This is a genomic window from Halodesulfovibrio oceani subsp. galateae (assembly GCF_055397225.1).
This window is the reverse complement of the sequence record NZ_AP042453.1, coordinates 612,655-630,241: the sequence shown is the minus strand read 5'-3', so window position 1 is coordinate 630,241 and position 17,587 is coordinate 612,655. Positions and strand designations below refer to the sequence as shown.

Here is a 17,587-nt window from a genome sequence, read left to right as displayed (position 1 = left end):
CAAGAAAAACTTATTTATCACTGCAATTTTACATACTAAAACAATTTATTATGCAGAAAGCTTCTGTACACCTGTCTCAAGCTCTTCCAATAAGACTAGTGCATTCTCAAAATCATAATCACGTACTAATTCAGACATGTTACGAACAAGGTTCTGTAAATTTGGAGCACCACCCATATGACGCTGAATCTCTTCTATCAAATCCACAGCCTCTGTATCATCATCATCCAGCAGCGCACGTAATTGCAGCAGCTCGTCACCTAATATCTCTTTTGAAAGTTGAATATTAGAAATCACTGGCGCAAGCACAAGTTTATTTCGGATATCATTCACGGTAACAGCCAATGCTCCATCAAGTGCATTTATGAGCTGACGCTGCATAGCACTACCATTCTCCGCAGTAATATTTGCATCAAGCTCTGCAGCGAGTTCCTGAATCTTTGTTGCTCCGATGTTGCCTGCCACCCCTTTAAGAGTGTGCGCATACCTGCTTGCTGTTTCAATATCATCTTTCTGCAACGCATCGTTCATCAATATGCAAAAATCTGCCTGCGTTTCTGCAAAGCGTACAAGCAGCCGCCGCAACAAGTTTTTATTCTGCTGGCAAGTAGACAACCCTTTTTCAAAATCTACACCGGTAATGTTCGGCAGCATATCACCGCTGTCTGCATCCTGTGCATTCAGTTCTACACCAGTGGAGGGAGTGATCCAGCGAGCCATTTTTGAGAACATATCAAGTAGTTCCAATGGCTTTGCAATATGATCATTCATACCGACTTCAATAACTTTTTCCCTATCTCCCACCATTGCATTTGCTGTCATAGCAATGATTGGCAACCCAGCAAAACGTGCATCTTCACGCAATCTGCGGGTTGCTTCATATCCATCCATAACCGGCATCTGACAATCCATCAGCACACCGTCAAATTTTTTCTCTTCAAGAATATCCAAAGCTTCTTGCCCGTTTGTTGCTACAGAAACAATCATACCGTTCGACTCAAGCAATTCCACAGCAAGCTCTTGGTTTACCTCATTATCTTCAACCAGCAACATAACGGCGCCTGCAAGTTGCTGCAATGCACTGTCGACAGCATTTTTCCGCCCGTTGTTTCGCTTCTCTGTCGCGTTAAAGGTTCCTTTAACGGAAGAAAGAACCTGCAACAGTGAATTCTTGGTAAGCGGTTTTATCACACAAGCATCAATAATGCCTTGTTCCGCAGCGTCAGTGGCAGCCTCACGACCAAATGCAGTAACCATAATTAAATCTGGGCAATTTTCCGAACCATACTGTTCTTTGATTAAACTTGCTGTCGTGATGCCATCCATATCAGGCATACGCCAATCGAGAACAATCATCTCGTACTGCTCAGCCTTTACAGACTCTTTAACCATTTTCACAGCATCAATACCGCAATCAACGGCATCCGTTACATACCCCAGCTCAGTTAACAACGAGCAGAGGATATCGCGTGAAGTTCTACTGTCATCTACAACAAGCACCCGTGCACCGTTAGACAAGGCAACAGAAGCCTGCCCCTCACTCTCTACGTCAACAGTGAGGCAAACATTAAAGGAAAACGTGGTTCCACTTCCGTATTCACTCTCAACCCAAATTTCTCCACCCATAAGCTGAGCAAGACTACGCGAGATTACAAGCCCCAGACCGGTGCCGCCATATCTACGGGTTGTTGAAGTATCCGCCTGAGAAAAAGATTTGAACAACTTGTAGATCTGTTCACGCTTCATGCCGATGCCAGTATCCTGGACAGAAAATAGAAGCGTAATGTTGTTTTCTGCCACAACTTCCACATCAACTGTGACAACAACTTCACCTTCATCGGTAAATTTCACTGCATTATTGCCAAGGTTGATCAACACCTGCGTCAGCCGCAAGGGATCACCAATAAGCTTTGACGGCACTTCAGGACAAATTCTAAAGAGTAATTCCAGCCCTTTTTCTTCTGCCCTCAGCCCTACAACGCCCGCAACATCCTGCATGACGTCATCAAGGTAGAATGGCACAGATTCTATCTGTAATTTGCCTGCTTCGATTTTAGAGAAATCTAGAATGTCGTTAATGATACCCAGCAAGGAATACGCAGCTCTATGTACTTTTTCGATAAAGTTACGCTGCCGCCTGTTGAGTTCTGACTGCAAAGCCAGATGGGACATACCAAGAATTGCATTCATCGGAGTGCGAATTTCATGACTCATATTTGCCAAAAATTCACTCTTTGCGTTGGATGCCTCTTCAGCAGTTATTCGAGCTGACTCAAGCTCCTGTTCCATCCGTTTACGCTGCGTAATATCAGTAAATACAATTACGCAGCCCTGAATTTCTTCTTCATTAATAATAGAACGACATGTGTACTCGACAGGGAAAATATGTCCTGATTTCGCCTGAAAAAATTCATTACGATTCGTACTTGTCTGTCCGGAATGTAGCGCATCATAAATACAAGATCGTGTAGTACTTGGCTCCTCGCCTTCATCTGAGGTAAACAAAATCTGCTCAAGAATCTTCTTCCCGATAATTTCATCATCAGAGTATCCAAGATTAAACAATGCTGCATCATTCGCAAAAATTACTTCCCCATCACTATTCAATCCAAGAAGCCCCTGCCCTACGGATGTCAGGATCAGACGCCATTGCTTTTCAAGCTCTTGTAATTCCTGGGTTCGCTCTAAAACTTTATGCTTCAACTCTTCTTTTGACTGGAGCAGGCTTTTATTTGCCTTTCTGCCAAGGCTAAGCGTGAAAAGAATAGATGGAATTGTGAACGAAAGCATAAGGAACATAATGGCAATAACGCTATATTTAAACCGCGTGTACTGCTCTAATACTCCCGTTACTTTGCTCTCAGCGACCAACCCGATATTTAATCCGGGAATCCAGCGAGCAAGACCATACACATTTTCTTCTTGAGGGCTCTGGTACTCAACTAAACGCATGCCCCGATGTGCTTGAGTGCTTCCTTTTGTATCGACGTTAAATGGAACATCTATTCCCGCAAAGGCGCTAAGGTGTCCTTGAATATGGCTTTTGTTATTAACAGAAAGCCCCTGTATGCAGGTGTCGTACAAAACTTCACCAAACTGGTTCACAGCAAAAATTTCTCCATGCTGCTCCGCTGTACTGTCGTTAATAGAAAGATAGAAATGTTCATTCACATCAAGCTGAGCCGCCACAACCGCAACAGACTTACGGGAGGAATTTACAACAGGCATAAGCAAATACATACCGCATTGCTGCCCACCTTTTGAAGCTCCCGCATGATAGCATGGCGGTACAAAAACAGTTTGCCCTGCAAGAGCTTTTCGGAACAATCGAGGATGCCGTTTTGCAATATTGGCGCCCTTATCGTTTTTGTCACCGACAATAACCTCACCCTGTACTGATAACAGAATGCGGGACTGTTCGCCGGCGAGAACACTATACTGCTCCCAGTAACTCTCCAGTGATTGCAATATACGTATATACTCAAAAGTATCTCTATTACCCGACATCGATGCAACCTGATCGACAAGCGTAAAAAACATACCTCTGCCTACCATGTATTGAAGAATACGAGAGTGCATATCAATCATGCGCAACAAACGAGATTCTGTTGATTCAAGTCTTTCAACAAGCGATTGCTGCTCTTTTTGAAGAATATCCTTCCGGCTCTCTGTTAAAATAAACCATGACGTCCCAGAACAGAACAATACAAACAGCGCGATTGCAATTAACAGCAGTCGCGCAAAATTAATCGAGCCAAACGCAAGCCCTTCACTATATTTTGATTTTTTATTTAGTGCACGGACAATTAAAAAGAGAGAACACAGCAGCGCAAAAAACAGCAAAAACAATAGCGCCACATCTCTTTCAAAAGTGTTCTCACTCGGCAGGCTCTGCGCTGCAGTATTACGGGCAAGAACATATCGCTTTGTTATTTCGTCTTTGTCCGCTTCGCTTACAGAATTTAATGTTTTTTCAATAATAGAATGTAGATACGGCTCATCTTTGGCCGTAATAAAATGCAGTGACTGAGATGGGAATGCGTCCTGCGGGACAGCTTTAATGCCTGAAAGACTGTTCTCTTTTTGTGCATAAAGAACCGCCATATGTGCATCCAACAACGCATCAACTTCGTTATTTAACAGCGCGGCAATTGAATCTACCAAAGCCGGAGTTGAAACGACTTCGATACCCGGGAATCTTCTAGGAAGCAGGTCTGCTGTTAGATATCCTTTGACTATGGCAACCCGTTTCCCACGCAGATCACTCATCTTCTTTATGGAGTAGTCATCCTGCCGGACAAACAAAAAGTCCCGCACGCTCATAAACTGCGTTGAAAAATCTCCAAAAGTCTCACGTGAAGGATGATAGTAGACATTAGGAAGCAGATCGAGTTCACCCTGTTTAAACTTTTCCATCAGTTCAGAAAATGTTCCGAGGACGTATTCAAAGCGCACGGGAGCCCGCTCGGACATTTTAGCTATGAGATCGACAACAATCCCTCTAGGTCCTTCACCGGGCACAACATAATTAAATGGCGGCCACTGTTCGATTCCGACACGAACCACAGGATTCTTTTCCAACCATTGGCTCTCTATCTCAGTAAGCCACACACTTCTGTCTTTACTGGTTCCGAGTGAAGGGTCCTGATAAAAAAGTTCCAGCCTGCCTATCGTACTATCTTCATAAATGATGGATGATGTATATTTTGGAAACTGCTCAGCAATAAGAGGGATTTTTTCATTAAAAACATGCTCGCGACGGGATCTATAGTAAGTAAAAAACGGCTCACCAGTAATGGTATCCACCACTCGCAACGCTTTTATGTATGGTGTCCTTTTAATGATAACGGAAAGTGTTCCCTCAAGTTGTCTCACATCAAGGTTGTACAAAAAGACTGCACTTAAATGAGACAGCTCACTCGCAAGCTCAGAACCGCTCTGCGTAGATCTAGCATATGCGTCATCAATCTGCGCTTCTGCCATAGGCACAAACGCAACAAATATGAGTAACGCAACAACACAAGTCAGAGCATATTCAAAATATTTTTTCACCGCTATCTCCACCCCCGGGTTCCGCCCCGCACGCTCGTCATTGTACTAATTCTGAGCATTCCGAAACCAATCAAGACGCCATACAACAAATTTTTATCTCAAAACAAAAAGCTCAAGATCTCTATGAAGCTAAGAAAGTTCATACCAGAAATACCATGTGCCTTACACAATGCCGTGTACAACTCTACTTGTAACGGTCAAGAATGATTGCGAGTCGCCCGCTGTACTTCATCCTAAGCAACGCAGCATCAATCCGCGGAACCAACCATTCATGTTGCCTATTTAAGCGCAGCCGCATTGCGTGGGTTGAAATAGGGTCAGATGCAACCACTTTGTAGGTATTCCCACGCAGTAAATAGCGGAAAATATCCTGAGGCATAACTGTATAGTCACATCGTTTCTTATCTATCATTTTAAGAAGCTGCTTTTCCGATAAGAAATCTACCCGACTTTTCTCGCTGCTGCCCTTTGGTTTACTGAACCCTAAAATTCCACAGAACTTATCACCTCTAGGTATATTCAATTCTGAATCAAAGCTGCCTTGCCTTGCACTAGTCACATAGACTTCTTTTGATTCCATAAAAGGAATTGAATAAACAGAATTCTTTATTTCTGCTTTCTTCTTGCGCCATTGCTTGGCAATTCCCATTTCAACATCAATTTTGCCTACGGTCATATACAAACGAATGCGTGCTTTTGGCAGTGCTTTGTATGAAAAATGAAGGTCAGTCTCTTTTGAAATTTCATCTAGGACATCAATGAAAAGCCCTCTGTACCCACCAGTTTCATCTCTCCAAAAATACGGCGGCCTATCTGCATTCATTAATCCAACTACAAATGACTCTGCATTTGCATTAACAGCACAAGTACAGCCATACAGCACCATGACAAGACACAGCAAAAAACGTTTCATTGCGCCCCAACCCCCGTCATATTAGTAATGATAATTATACTAAACATGGAAACACAAGGAGATACCAGCTCCTTATGCAGTCGATGAATAGCAACAAACATGCACTATGTGTTACATACGACCCTGTAATGACAAAAATTGAACATATCGTATCTACCTTTAACAAAAGAGAAAAATACAACATCAACCGTCAATCTTTCAATCATCCTCGCGATATTGAATGAAAGACATAGTGGCTTTCCTCTCTGCATAATCACTCTATTTTTTCATTTTTTTTGTTACATTACAGAATGTTGTACCTAACTTTACTGGATTATCAAAGCTTTAATCCCTCGTAACTGTATAAAACATTTCCACTACTCCACTATATACAATTCACTGTACAGTGTTCACGCATTGCATTTAGTCACAATTGACTTTTTATACACACAAGTGTTGTTTCAAATGTACTAGGCAGGTCAGTATGTTTGGTTTATAGTGAGGTATGATCCCACTCCACGACTCTATACCACGTGTCCATAAACCATACATGCTGTATGCAATCATTGCAGTATGTTCTATTATCTTTTTATTTGAAAAATCACTGCCAATATCTCAGCTTACTGAATTTTTTTATGTATATGGCGTTGTTCCTGCGCGTTTTACTAATCCAACGTGGGCAGCAAGCATGCATTTTCCACCTGATGCAGAATATGTATTTATTACGCACCTGTTTATTCATGGTGGCTGGTTACACATCATTTTTAATATGTGGTTTTTGTGGATATTTGGTGACAATATAGAAGACGTAATGGGACCATTGCGCTTTTTGCTCTTCTATCTCACCTGCGGTGTTGTTGCTATCTTCATTAATATGTTGTTCAACCCCACAAGTACTGCGCCTGTGGTAGGTGCTTCAGGTGCTATTGCGGGAATTATGGGGGCGTATTTCCTGCTGTACCCACACGCGAAAGTTCTTACACTCATCCCCATCGTCATTATTCCATTCTTTTTTTATCTACCAGCGGTCTTCTTTCTTTTATTATGGGTAGGAATACAGGTCGTACTCGGCATTGCAGCATTAAGCGGTCATGCCAGTAATTCCGTAGCATGGTGGGCACATATCGGCGGATTCATCAGTGGCATTCTATTACTACCGTTGTTTCGGAAAAAGAACCGATGCTATTACTGTAAAGTACCGGAAGGCACACCACCTGTCAGACCAGAGATCATTACCCCGAAGCCGGACACGGTTCGCAATCCAAAAGAATGATAAGCCACCACTTACCAACCTTTAAGAATTAATTTGCAACTCAAAACACGATTGACTTGAGCCGATTGATACCGCATAACGGGACGTCCAGTTACAATAGTCGTGACTGAAAAAGGATCCCGTAAGGACGGTTCTCTCATGCTTGAAATTAAAAATCTTCACGTTAACATCGGCGATAAAGAAGTTCTGAAAGGAATTGACCTCATTATCGAAGACGGTGAAACGTTTATTCTCTTTGGCCCAAACGGCTCCGGTAAAACTACCCTGCTTATGACCCTCATGGGTTTTGGTAACTACACTGTTACTGAAGGGCAGATCATTTATAAGGGTCAGGACATTACATACGCTCCAATGTATGAACGTGCCCGCCTCGGCATCGGCATGTCCTTCCAGCGCCCTCCTACAATTCACGGTCTTAAAACCAGCCATCTCGTACGGATGTGCGGTCAGGGACGTGAAGTTGATGTTGAAGGCCTTGCTAAAAAGGTTAACTTCAGCAACTTCCTCGATCGCGACATTAACGCAGGCTTCTCCGGTGGCGAAATTAAACGCTCCGAAATGCTCCAGTTAATGGCACAGCGTCCTGATATGGTTTTATTTGACGAACCAGAATCCGGCGTTGACCTAGAAAACATGGCTCTCATCGGCAAAACTGCACGCAACTTGCTCGATGGCCTTGCAGAAGGCTGCACCATGAAAAAGGCAATTAAGCGTTCAAACACTTCCGGTCTTATTATTACCCACACCGGCCACATTCTCGAATACGTGAATGCTGACCGCGGTCAGGTAATGTACAACGGTAAGCTCTGTTGTGAAGCGAACCCACGCGACATTCTCGATCATATTTCCAATCACGGTTACCAGGAATGTCTGCGCTGTCTTTCCGCTGAAACCGGCGAGATCCTCGACCTCTCCAGCTTTAACGAGGCTTCATAGACATGAAAAAAATCGATCTTTCCCAGTACAGCACTGAAGGTGCTACTGAAGCAGCTATCGAAGATTTCTCCGGCTTTTCTGCTGAAGATAAAGAACGTCTGCTTTTTGCGGGCATTGATGTAAACAACCCGAGTGAGTCCGGCGCGTTCATGCATTTGAACCACTCCGGTGTTCACTGCAAGACCAAACGTGAAGGTCTTGAAGTTATGGACATCAAAGCTGCTCTTGAAGAGTTTGACGGTCTTCCGGAATACTACTGGCAGCTTGTTGATAAAGACAAAGATGAATTCACCAGAGCAACATATGACAACCTGCATGGCGGGTACTTCATTCGTGCTAAAGCTGGTGCAAAAATTACTGAACCTGTTCAGTCATGTCTCTTTATCGACAAAGCAGGCATCTCACAGAACGTTCATAACATCGTTGTTGTTGAGGAAGGCGCAGAGCTTCATATTATCTCCGGTTGTGCAACTGCACACGGCGCTAAAGAATCTGCTCACCTCGGCATCTCCGAATTTTACGTTCATAAGGGTGGCAAGCTTACCTTCACCATGATTCACAACTGGAGTGTCGATACAGCAGTACGACCACGCTCCGCAGGTGTTCTGGAAGAAGACGCTGTTTTCCTTAGCAACTACGTTCTGCTCAAGCCTGTTAAAGACTTGCAGATGTACCCGAAAATTACCCTTAAAGGTGCAAACTCTGTAGCACGATTCAACTCTGTTATCGTTGCTCCGGAAGGCTCCTACATTGACTGCGGTAACCGCATTGAAATGCAGGCTCCTAACACCCGTGCAGAAATCATCGCACGCACACTGACCACCGGTGGTACTATTATCAACCGTGGTTACATTGGTGCTGATGCTGTTCCTGCTCGCGGTCACCTTGAATGCAAAGGTCTTATTCTCGGCGGCGGCCGTATTCATGCAATTCCTGAACTTGATTCCGATCAGGACGGCGTTGAGCTTTCTCACGAAGCTGCCGTTGGTAAAATCGCTCAGGAAGAAATTGAATACCTCATGGCTCGCGGTCTTGACGAAGACGAAGCAACCTCTACCATTGTCCGCGGCTTCCTTAACGTGGAAATGGATGGGCTTCCTAAAGAGCTTCAAAATGCTATTGAACAGCAGATTGATGAGCTCGACGCAGGCGACGCAATGTAACCTGCTATTTTCGTACAGAATAAAAAATCCCTCTGAAGCCGTACTTCAGAGGGATTTTTTTGTATGATACAGCACACAAACTATACTGGAATGAAACGTCATGAAAAAAGTACAGTTGAACAATCCAGTACTATTTTATAACAAGCTACAGGAGATCTATTGTGAAGAGATTCGCAACAATAGCTTTTGCTATCATCTGCACATACATGCTGTCTTTCAGCATGCCCGCATACGCTAACGAAGAATGTATTAATTACGCAAAGCCACTTGCAAGCAGTGCCCGATTACTGGCCAAATCAATCGAAGTATCCACAGAAGCACTTGTAGCCATTAACAAGCGCGCCAACGAAAATGAGATCACTTCGTTTAATGACTTTGTTGAATCCTCTCAGGAACGATCTGAAAAAATGATTCGCAGCCTTGATGAAAAACAGCAGACCATAATGGACCGGGCTGAATCCACAACAGATTACACCTTATGCAAGAAAGACATGCAGGATGAGCTTGAGGAACTAAAAGCTGAGACAAAAGAAGCACAAAAATTGCTGATTGAATTGAAAGATTCCATCAAAAGTATGCTTGATGAATTAAAAGGCGCGTTCTTTGGATAAAGCCGTCACTGGTGTGGTGCTAGGGGACAAAGGGATGAACAAGCATCCCTGACTTCTGACGTAAACAATGAATACGAACCATACCATTATTCAAGAGAAAGCACCCTGCGTCCTACAACCTTATTATCCTGCGGCATAAACTCGTTTTGAGCTTCTAAAAACGGGGAGACGCTTCCTACTATAGGCTCAAGCTTTTCTTCATCAAAAAGAACAGCCACGGAAGCAAGAACTTTAGTGTTTCCTTGAGAAACAAAAAGATATTTTGATTTCTTAGCGGTGAAATATGAAGAGACGATGCCTAGACGATCGCGTTCTGGATGAGTCGTAACATAGACACCCTTTGATGTGAGATGCGGTGCAATCTCTTCAAGATTCCAAATACCTGCCACATCAAAAACAACATCATAGGTTTCATCAGAATGTAGAATTTCTTCCTGAGTGTACTCAATAAAGTTGTCCACCCCAAGTCGCAGCAATTCATGCTGATGCCATGAACGCCCTTGAGCGGTAATTTCTGCACCGAGCATTTTGGCAAACTGCACAGCATAAATGCCAACACCACCAGAAGCACCACTTAACAGAATGCGCTGGTTCTTTTTTAAACCTGCCAACACCTGCAAGGCTCGCATGGATGTCATGCAGCCAACGGGCACTGTCGCAGCCTGCACATGGCTAAGCTTGTCAGGTTTATAAAAAATCATGCCTTCAGACACACACACATATTCCGCGTGGGCCACTCCGCCCTTACGAAAGTTTGTATATCCAAAAACATCGTCGCCCTCTTTAAAGCGCTCACCAGCAATAGCTACAGATCCAGAAAATTCATATCCGGTAATGACACCCCGCTCAGCACGACGTCTTTTCGTACGCCAACCCAACTCATCCATGGCAAACAAGTGCTTGTCACGCCCGCCAATAGAAGTTGCACGGACTCGCACCAGCACCTCACCCTTTTCGGGCACAGGAACAGGACGTTCTTCAAACACAATCTGCTGTTCGAGTTCGCGTTCTGGATACAAGACCATAACGGTCATGGTCTGCTGATGAAAAGACATATGCGAAACGACTCCTTGTTACACGTTTTCGCAACATACTTTTACCAGTCTACCTAAGGTTCCAAGGTATAAGCAGTATTGTTTCGTTGTAACGACAAAGAACGCAACTTACATATTTGACTTTAGGGTCTCTTCAAGTTCTGGATTCAATTTTACAAGGAGGGAGCCTTCAGCTTCCGCACGCACTTTACCGGCAGCAGCGCCTTTAATTTTGCGTACATTTTTCACTCGGGCAAACATAATGCTAGCCTGCTCAGCTTCTCGTTGCCAACTTTTAACACCAACAAGAATAGCGGCTTCGTTCAAGGTCTGCTCAGGAATCTGCTGATCAGGGTAATCTAAATGCAACACAAGGTGGGCACTCGGTCCATCTTCTGCGTGGAACCACAAATCATAGGATGAAACTCTATTCAGAATTTCATGGTTCCCTTGAGCATTGCGTCCACGAAGCATGAGAAAACCGTCAGAGCTTCTGAAACGCTGGATAAATTTATCCTTCGCCTGCTGTTTCTGCTGACGTTTTAACGCACCACCTTTAAGCTTCTTCTCCGTTTGCAGCTTAGGAACTTCACCCTCGCCACGCTGGAGTCGTGCGTATTGCATCTCAAGAACCTGACGTCGTTCAGCAAGCATATCTATACCGCGTTTACCACGGGTAGCCTGTTTAAACAGGTGCGCCATATTTTCACGAATACTTTTTCGGGGATCAAGCGTGATAGTACACTCTTCACCAGCCACCAATCCATCAATACCTTCCGGAACTGTCAGAGTGATAGAAGGAAGTTTACGGTCTGCATCAATCTGCCACAGGCTAGCCTGCAAAAGTACGGCTTGTTGCTGCCCTGCAATCATGCGCTCGAGACGATCCTTTTCCTGATTCAACCGGCCAAGGGTCTTCTTTGTTCGCTTTAATGCAGCAACAACTGGCTTCGCTGTAATGGACGCTTCAGCCTGAGCAAGCTCTGCAAACAGGCGCATTTCACCAATTGCTGTGGCAGCTTCAATAGCTGTTGCTACCGGCTTTTCTTCACGCTTTCCGCGAATTGCTTCCGGTAACGGCCAGACATATGCATCGGTAGGTTTGCCGTCTTTAGTATATAGATAGACTTCACCAAGCTCATCAAGATCGTCTTGCGTCTCCACAGTGCCGTAGCCGTATTCCAAGTCTACGAATAAAGCCTGCGCATCCATCGGATCGTCATGAATCAGTGCTGAAAGTGCTTTTCGTAACGGTGGAGTCAGTTGTGGATACTTGCTCCACACATCACTACTGGCCAAGACTTGCGGTAAGTCTTCCGGCTCGCACCATGCGGGTTCAAAACCAGCCCAGTCCGGCTCTTCTTTTGTAATGAACACGCCATTACATAAATCAAGCACAAGCCACGTTACAGGAGTTGTTGTAAGCGGAAAAGCAATGCGACGATTACACCAGTCTACAACGGGAGTGCCCAGTCGTTTACCGGCGGCATATTTACGCAGCCACATTGATTTTGCAGAGGGGTTGTCCGGATTAACAGGACGTTTGTCACTGAGAAATAGGAGGGGAAAACGGCGACCGGCCTGAAACAGTAGATTCTGCTTCCGGCCGGTGCGGTGTATTACTATTGTAGTTGTATCAGGGGCTGGCTCAAAGAACTTTTCAATACGTGCTCCTGTAAGGTGCACTGAAAGCTCTACACACAGCCGCCGAAAGAAATGTGCTTCCATTGTTTACTAGTCAGCGCGCTGGCGCTCGTCCTCTTCCTGTTTACTTTTGCAATTAATGCATAATTTAGTAACAGGACGTGCTTCCAGTCGTGCAATACCAATATCTTCGCCACAATCGTCACAAACGCCAAAAGAGCCTTCGTCAAGACGAGTAATAGCAGAACGAATCTTTTTAATAAGCTTACGTTCACGATCGCGAATACGTAATGTAAACGCACGATCGGATTCAGCGGTTGCACGGTCTGCAGGATCTGCAAACATTTCACTATTATCAGTTAGATCGTCCAGAGTTGCGTCACCTTTCTGCTGTGCTTCATCAAGCATCCCCTGCAGAAGTGTACGGAAGTGATCAAGATCTTTCTGTTCCATGTATGTCCTCCTCGGCATCTATCAAACTGAGGCCGTCACTCTCATAACAGCCAAAACTACACTGCAAATAACGCCAAGAGTGTGGTCGTATGCGCATTACCATAAAGAAGAACAATCCAATAAACTAAAATATCTCAAAAAGCAAAGCTCTCGTTATGAGTTATAATGCGTTTGGGCTAATTGTGTTGTATCCCATTAAATGTAACGTCAGAAAGTAAGGTTACCATTATTAAAGAACACATTAACCATACGGCTTGACTTAATAATATGTACCACTGAACAAAAGCTAACAGTTTATCACCTACAGCAAGCAGGAATACGCTCGTTTTTGCAAGCCGTACATCTACACAAACCCAACAACTACATACCACACTCACTCCGTAAGAGTAGATACACACTTCATATAGTCGTTTTGTGCCATTTTGTTGAAAAATAGAAAAAATTTATCTTTTTTGCTTGACCGGCTGGTACCCTCTGCGTATACACCTCCCCCGTTGGGACAAACAAGTTTCAACGCAACGAGCGGGAATAACTCAGTGGTAGAGTACAACCTTGCCAAGGTTGGAGTCGCGAGTTCAAATCTCGTTTCCCGCTCCACTAAAAAATTTAGGCGCAGTCAATTTAGGACTTGATTATCATAAGAAAGTCCCTTAAAAAGCTGACTGCATTGCTGAAAAGCAACACGAGCGGGAATAACTCAGTGGTAGAGTACAACCTTGCCAAGGTTGGAGTCGCGAGTTCAAATCTCGTTTCCCGCTCCACTAAAAAAATAAATAAGCAGTCACATTAGGGCTTGATTATCTCATCAAAGTTCTTTAAAAGCTGTCTGCATTGCTCATAGCAATATGAGCGGGAATAACTCAGTGGTAGAGTACAACCTTGCCAAGGTTGGAGTCGCGAGTTCAAATCTCGTTTCCCGCTCCATATTTTACTTTCGTTACAGTTTATTTTAGACTGTGCGATGATGAGCGGGAATAACTCAGTGGTAGAGTACAACCTTGCCAAGGTTGGAGTCGCGAGTTCAAATCTCGTTTCCCGCTCCATTTAAAATTTAAGTTTTTTCTCTTGAGGCGACATAGCCAAGCGGTAAGGCAGAGGTCTGCAAAATCTCCATTCTCCGGTTCAAATCCGGATGTCGCCTCCACTCAAGAGCGGGAATAACTCAGTGGTAGAGTACAACCTTGCCAAGGTTGGAGTCGCGAGTTCAAATCTCGTTTCCCGCTCCATTTAAAAATTTACTTTTTCTCTTTTGAGGCGACATAGCCAAGCGGTAAGGCAGAGGTCTGCAAAATCTCCATTCTCCGGTTCAAATCCGGATGTCGCCTCCACTCAAAAGCGGGAATAACTCAGTGGTAGAGTACAACCTTGCCAAGGTTGGAGTCGCGAGTTCAAATCTCGTTTCCCGCTCCAAGTGCACTTTAAGCCAGTTCTTTGAACTGGCTTTTTTTGCGTCTATCATCTCGCAAGCACAAGCACCCACTCTAGAACTCCCCTACTCTCTTAGCTGTTATCTTTTCAATATCCTGAAACACACGCTTCCACCTATCCATTTTATCCCAACAGCGGCACCTCGTTATCCCCCTATATATAATGATACGCAGCGCTACAAAACGCCTTCATGTGCTCGTGTACCATTTGATGAAAGAAACAGCCCGTTAGGCCGTTAAGCCGTTAAGCCGTTAAGCCGTTAAGCCGTTAAGCCGTTAAGCCGTTAAGCCGTTAAGCCGTTAAGCCGTTAAGCCGTTAAGCCGTTAAGCCGTTAAGCCGTTAAGCCGTTAAGCCGTTAAGCCGTTAAGCCGTTAAGCAAAAAAAATCCCCTGTACGCAATTTGTACAGGGGATTTTTATTTCTTATTTAGCAGCAGGCTAGAAGAAAGGCCAACTGATAGTATTACGAATCGTCATCAGGCAATACCGCGCGCCTTATTAAAGTATTTCTCACGCACTTTATCGAAAACAATAACAGTACGGAAACACGATACGATAATGGCGAATATTGAGAATCCTAGAATTAGCTGTTTCTGAATATCCCATTTCTCTTTAAACAAAAGCCCCGTTGCCCATTCCATGCCCGACTGTTGCCCATAGAACATGGACAAAGGCAATGCGATGACAACAATGCACATAAAGGCAACCTCTACCCAGAAGAAGGTACGAGCCATAATGAGCATGAACAGCGTGGAATCTCGAACAACTTTTAAGAATTTTAAGCGGTTTTCGAGCTTTTCAAGACGCTTTTCTTCTGTCTCTGCGACAGTCTGCGCTTTCTTAAAAATATCTGCGACCTGAAAATGAGTCTTCAATGCCCATTTAATATTCGCAGCACACACATTGTAGTTTTTATTAAACTCAACAAGTGCTCGTGGGAACGGGAACCATGCCGCCTCTTCCCTAATATATCTCAACCGTTCTCTTTGATCCTGAAATTTCTTTTTCAGCTCGCCTGCTTCTTTCGTGACATATCTGTCCAAATCCTTAGAAAGATCTTGGCAACCATGGAGAATAAGCATGAACGATACATAGTTTTTAATGTCGCTTGCTGCGGTCATTCGTTCAATCCGCTTCATACTTTTTACAAAAAATGGGCTTCCATCATCAAACCACTCGTTGACTTCTTTTTTCAGCCCATCCAGCTTTTCTACTGCCTTTTCCACCTTGCTTTCAGCTTCCATCCAAGGCCCATAGAGAGCTGATAAAACCTGAATATGCCCACGCTCCATCTCTGGATCAATAAGCACTCTGTTAAAGTAGTGAGGTGTTTTTTCAACTAATAAAATAAGTGAAGACATGGCCTGTTCTGCAAAGCCAATTTTAACCTGGCAGACGGACTTACGATACTGAGCATCCTGCATTGTTGGACACATACGCAGCACTCGGCTGTACAGTTCAGAAGCCTGTTGGAACTGGGAAGTAAATTCGAGCAGTCGTGCCTGCAAAAATACGCAGTACGCTTGTTTTACCATCGGACCGGAAAGAATTTCTGCTTCTTTCCACATCATCATGGCTTTATGATAGTCACCCCGCTCCATTGAAACAAAACCAGCAAGCATTCGCGGCCTTGCATCACGCGGTGCACGGATTCCCAAGTTTGAAAGTTCCTTGTCCGCTACAATCAAATCACCTGAAAGCACATACGTTAGCGCACTCCAGACGGGATTATCATCACGCGGAACTACATCATTCAAGCCTTTCCCAAAATCTTTGCCACGGCAAATCCACATGTGTTGCATCATACGCAACTGCGAAATTTGGTTCACACCATAAACTGCATTCAGCAGAACACCATCATGTTCTTTTGAAGCCTGAATATTGGTGAGTACTGTATCATCCTTAGTACTAAGCTTTTGCTCAATCGTTTCGAATGCTTTGTTGAACTCATCAAAATTTAATTTTGAAAGTTCATGCCACACTTTTGGCGCAAGCTTAGTTAACGAGCGCGTAGGGCATTGATGAGATGGGTGCGTGCGCATGCCACAATAAAAACAATGGTCATGGCTGCCTGCAATAAGATGCTTAGAAATTTGCACCGGCAACATGCCGCTTTCTACCGAATGATCAACCGTTAGTGTAACTTTACACCAGTCATCAACGCTGCTTGCATCTAAAGAGAAGTTAACATCGTGCACTTCAAAAGAGCGCCCGAGCAAGTAGCCGGAGCGGAAGCTCATGTGTGGAAAATCTGGAACAAGCTGGTTCCAATCCAGTGCCATTTTTTTCGGCAAATCAGGGTTAAAGTTCAACCCGCGCTTGTTTGTCACAGCAACAACAGCAGGCCAATATGCTTCCCGCTTAGTTGCTTTAAGATTTTCCACATGCATCAAGTGCTCGCGCGTCCATTGGCGAAGCATATGCAAGTTTTCTATTTGAAAAACTAAATAGCTATCCTGAACAAGAAATTTAATTTTCAACCGTTCAAAAAGAGTTTTCATTTCTCTGGCGTAAGCACGCCAGCCTTCGAGAAAATTCTTTTCCATGGTGTTACCAAGCGGCTTAATAACACCGTACCACCCCAAAGAAGACTGATACGGAAGCCGCGGATCAACCATCAGCGATGCCCATTCCACAGGAGCCAAACCGGATCGGGTACCTTCCGGCTTAAATGTCAGCCCCGGAAGCCCCCTGCCATCGTTGCGGCATTTGGGATGCACCAAAATCTGGCAGCTATCGGAAACAATAACGGACTGCGCCATTAATGACGGTTCAACTGAAAACGTAATTTCACGTTTCGGGCTGAACAATAGTTTTGCCGGAATTAGCTGAGCATAGAGTTGCAAAGCATTAAATTTAGCCCAAACACTTAATCTGGCTGCTGCCAAAAAAACATCAGAACTAAAAAAGAACCATAACGCTTGATCTCTATCAACTTCTACCTGCAATCCACCATAGTCCTGCAATGTCTGCACTACTGCCGGATTAAGTTCGCCATTCCAGCTAATCCACATGCCATAGCCAGTGGCTACCATGCGGGATTCCTGGAACATAGGAAGTTTGTTGAGCAAGTTTGATAAATGAGGCATATCTACCTTTCAC

10 protein-coding genes and 8 tRNA genes are annotated in these 17,587 nt (G+C 44.2%); 12 read left to right on the top strand and 6 right to left on the bottom strand.

The features are described 5' to 3' along the window. Positions 1–48: 48 nt before the first annotated feature. A complete protein-coding gene (locus ACZ5V1_RS02765; protein ID WP_464390497.1) occupies positions 49–5,052 on the bottom strand; it encodes a response regulator in 5,004 nt (1,667 codons plus the stop codon). 184 nt (positions 5,053–5,236) lie between these two features. Beyond that, positions 5,237–5,965: a substrate-binding periplasmic protein gene (locus tag ACZ5V1_RS02760; RefSeq protein WP_464390496.1), complete on the bottom strand. Its 729-nt coding sequence runs from the start codon at positions 5,963–5,965 to the stop codon at positions 5,237–5,239. A 484-nt stretch (positions 5,966–6,449) separates the two neighbouring features. Between ACZ5V1_RS02760 and ACZ5V1_RS02755 the strand changes: the two genes are divergently transcribed. The 4 genes from ACZ5V1_RS02755 to ACZ5V1_RS02740 all read left to right on the top strand — a co-directional run bounded on the left by ACZ5V1_RS02755 (position 6,450) and on the right by ACZ5V1_RS02740 (position 9,927). Continuing rightward, complete coding sequence (locus ACZ5V1_RS02755) at positions 6,450–7,217, top strand: rhomboid family intramembrane serine protease (protein ID WP_464390495.1); 768 nt, start codon at positions 6,450–6,452, stop codon at positions 7,215–7,217. 138 nt (positions 7,218–7,355) lie between these two features. After that, complete coding sequence (locus ACZ5V1_RS02750; RefSeq protein WP_160717615.1) at positions 7,356–8,153, top strand: ABC transporter ATP-binding protein; 798 nt, start codon at positions 7,356–7,358, stop codon at positions 8,151–8,153. Positions 8,154–8,155: 2 nt separating this feature from the next. Continuing rightward, entirely contained in the window at positions 8,156–9,316 is a 1,161-nt protein-coding gene (locus ACZ5V1_RS02745) for a SufB/SufD family protein (RefSeq protein WP_464390494.1), read from the top strand. A 161-nt stretch (positions 9,317–9,477) separates the two neighbouring features. Further along, positions 9,478–9,927 carry a hypothetical protein gene (locus tag ACZ5V1_RS02740; protein ID WP_160717607.1) on the top strand — a complete coding sequence of 150 codons (450 nt, stop codon included), beginning with the start codon at positions 9,478–9,480 and terminating at the stop codon, positions 9,925–9,927. An 86-nt stretch (positions 9,928–10,013) separates the two neighbouring features. Here the strand turns inward: ACZ5V1_RS02740 and ACZ5V1_RS02735 are convergent, their stop codons facing one another. From ACZ5V1_RS02735 to dksA, 3 genes are all read right to left on the bottom strand, one after another. Then, positions 10,014–10,982: an NAD(P)-dependent alcohol dehydrogenase gene (locus ACZ5V1_RS02735; RefSeq protein ID WP_464390493.1), complete on the bottom strand. Its 969-nt coding sequence runs from the start codon at positions 10,980–10,982 to the stop codon at positions 10,014–10,016. 108 nt (positions 10,983–11,090) lie between these two features. After that, positions 11,091–12,689, bottom strand: coding sequence for an NFACT RNA binding domain-containing protein (locus ACZ5V1_RS02730; RefSeq protein ID WP_464390492.1), 1,599 nt, complete (start codon positions 12,687–12,689; stop codon positions 11,091–11,093). A 6-nt stretch (positions 12,690–12,695) separates the two neighbouring features. Continuing rightward, the gene (gene dksA, locus ACZ5V1_RS02725; protein ID WP_464390491.1) at positions 12,696–13,058 is read right to left on the bottom strand and encodes an RNA polymerase-binding protein DksA; all 363 of its coding nucleotides are present in this window, start codon (positions 13,056–13,058) and stop codon (positions 12,696–12,698) included. A gap of 522 nt (positions 13,059–13,580) precedes the next feature. On the opposite strand from dksA, the gene ACZ5V1_RS02720 reads away from it, so the two are divergent. The 8 genes from ACZ5V1_RS02720 (at position 13,581) to ACZ5V1_RS02685 (ending at position 14,468) form a co-directional block, all read left to right on the top strand. Next, positions 13,581–13,655: transfer RNA gene (locus tag ACZ5V1_RS02720), tRNA-Gly, on the top strand. An 89-nt stretch (positions 13,656–13,744) separates the two neighbouring features. After that, positions 13,745–13,819: transfer RNA gene (locus ACZ5V1_RS02715), tRNA-Gly, on the top strand. A gap of 88 nt (positions 13,820–13,907) precedes the next feature. After that, positions 13,908–13,982 (top strand) — tRNA-Gly (locus ACZ5V1_RS02710). Positions 13,983–14,026: 44 nt separating this feature from the next. Continuing rightward, positions 14,027–14,101 (top strand) — tRNA-Gly (locus tag ACZ5V1_RS02705). 26 nt (positions 14,102–14,127) lie between these two features. Continuing rightward, positions 14,128–14,202 (top strand) — tRNA-Cys (locus ACZ5V1_RS02700). Between the two features lie 7 nt (positions 14,203–14,209). Continuing rightward, positions 14,210–14,284: transfer RNA gene (locus tag ACZ5V1_RS02695), tRNA-Gly, on the top strand. 27 nt (positions 14,285–14,311) lie between these two features. Beyond that, positions 14,312–14,386, top strand: a tRNA-Cys gene (locus tag ACZ5V1_RS02690). Positions 14,387–14,393: 7 nt separating this feature from the next. Next, positions 14,394–14,468 (top strand) — tRNA-Gly (locus tag ACZ5V1_RS02685). A gap of 493 nt (positions 14,469–14,961) precedes the next feature. Here ACZ5V1_RS02685 and ACZ5V1_RS02680 read toward each other — a convergent pair. Further along, on the bottom strand, positions 14,962–17,574 hold the full coding sequence (locus ACZ5V1_RS02680) for a tetratricopeptide repeat protein (RefSeq protein WP_464390490.1): 2,613 nt from the start codon (positions 17,572–17,574) through the stop codon (positions 14,962–14,964). Positions 17,575–17,587 lie beyond the last annotated feature (13 nt).

Bases quoted from the DNA above. Each gene is read 5' to 3' on its own strand.
- ACZ5V1_RS02760 (WP_464390496.1), bottom strand. From the start codon at position 5,965: ATGAAACGTTTTTTGCTGTGTCTTGTCATGGTGCTGTATGGCTGTACT.
- ACZ5V1_RS02755 (WP_464390495.1), top strand. From the start codon at position 6,450: ATGATCCCACTCCACGACTCTATACCACGTGTCCATAAACCATACATG.
- ACZ5V1_RS02750 (WP_160717615.1), top strand. From the start codon at position 7,356: ATGCTTGAAATTAAAAATCTTCACGTTAACATCGGCGATAAAGAAGTT.
- ACZ5V1_RS02745 (WP_464390494.1), top strand. From the start codon at position 8,156: ATGAAAAAAATCGATCTTTCCCAGTACAGCACTGAAGGTGCTACTGAA.
- ACZ5V1_RS02735 (WP_464390493.1), bottom strand. From the start codon at position 10,982: ATGTCTTTTCATCAGCAGACCATGACCGTTATGGTCTTGTATCCAGAA.
- ACZ5V1_RS02730 (WP_464390492.1), bottom strand. From the start codon at position 12,689: ATGGAAGCACATTTCTTTCGGCGGCTGTGTGTAGAGCTTTCAGTGCAC.
- dksA (WP_464390491.1), bottom strand. From the start codon at position 13,058: ATGGAACAGAAAGATCTTGATCACTTCCGTACACTTCTGCAGGGGATG.
- ACZ5V1_RS02680 (WP_464390490.1), bottom strand. From the start codon at position 17,574: ATGCCTCATTTATCAAACTTGCTCAACAAACTTCCTATGTTCCAGGAA.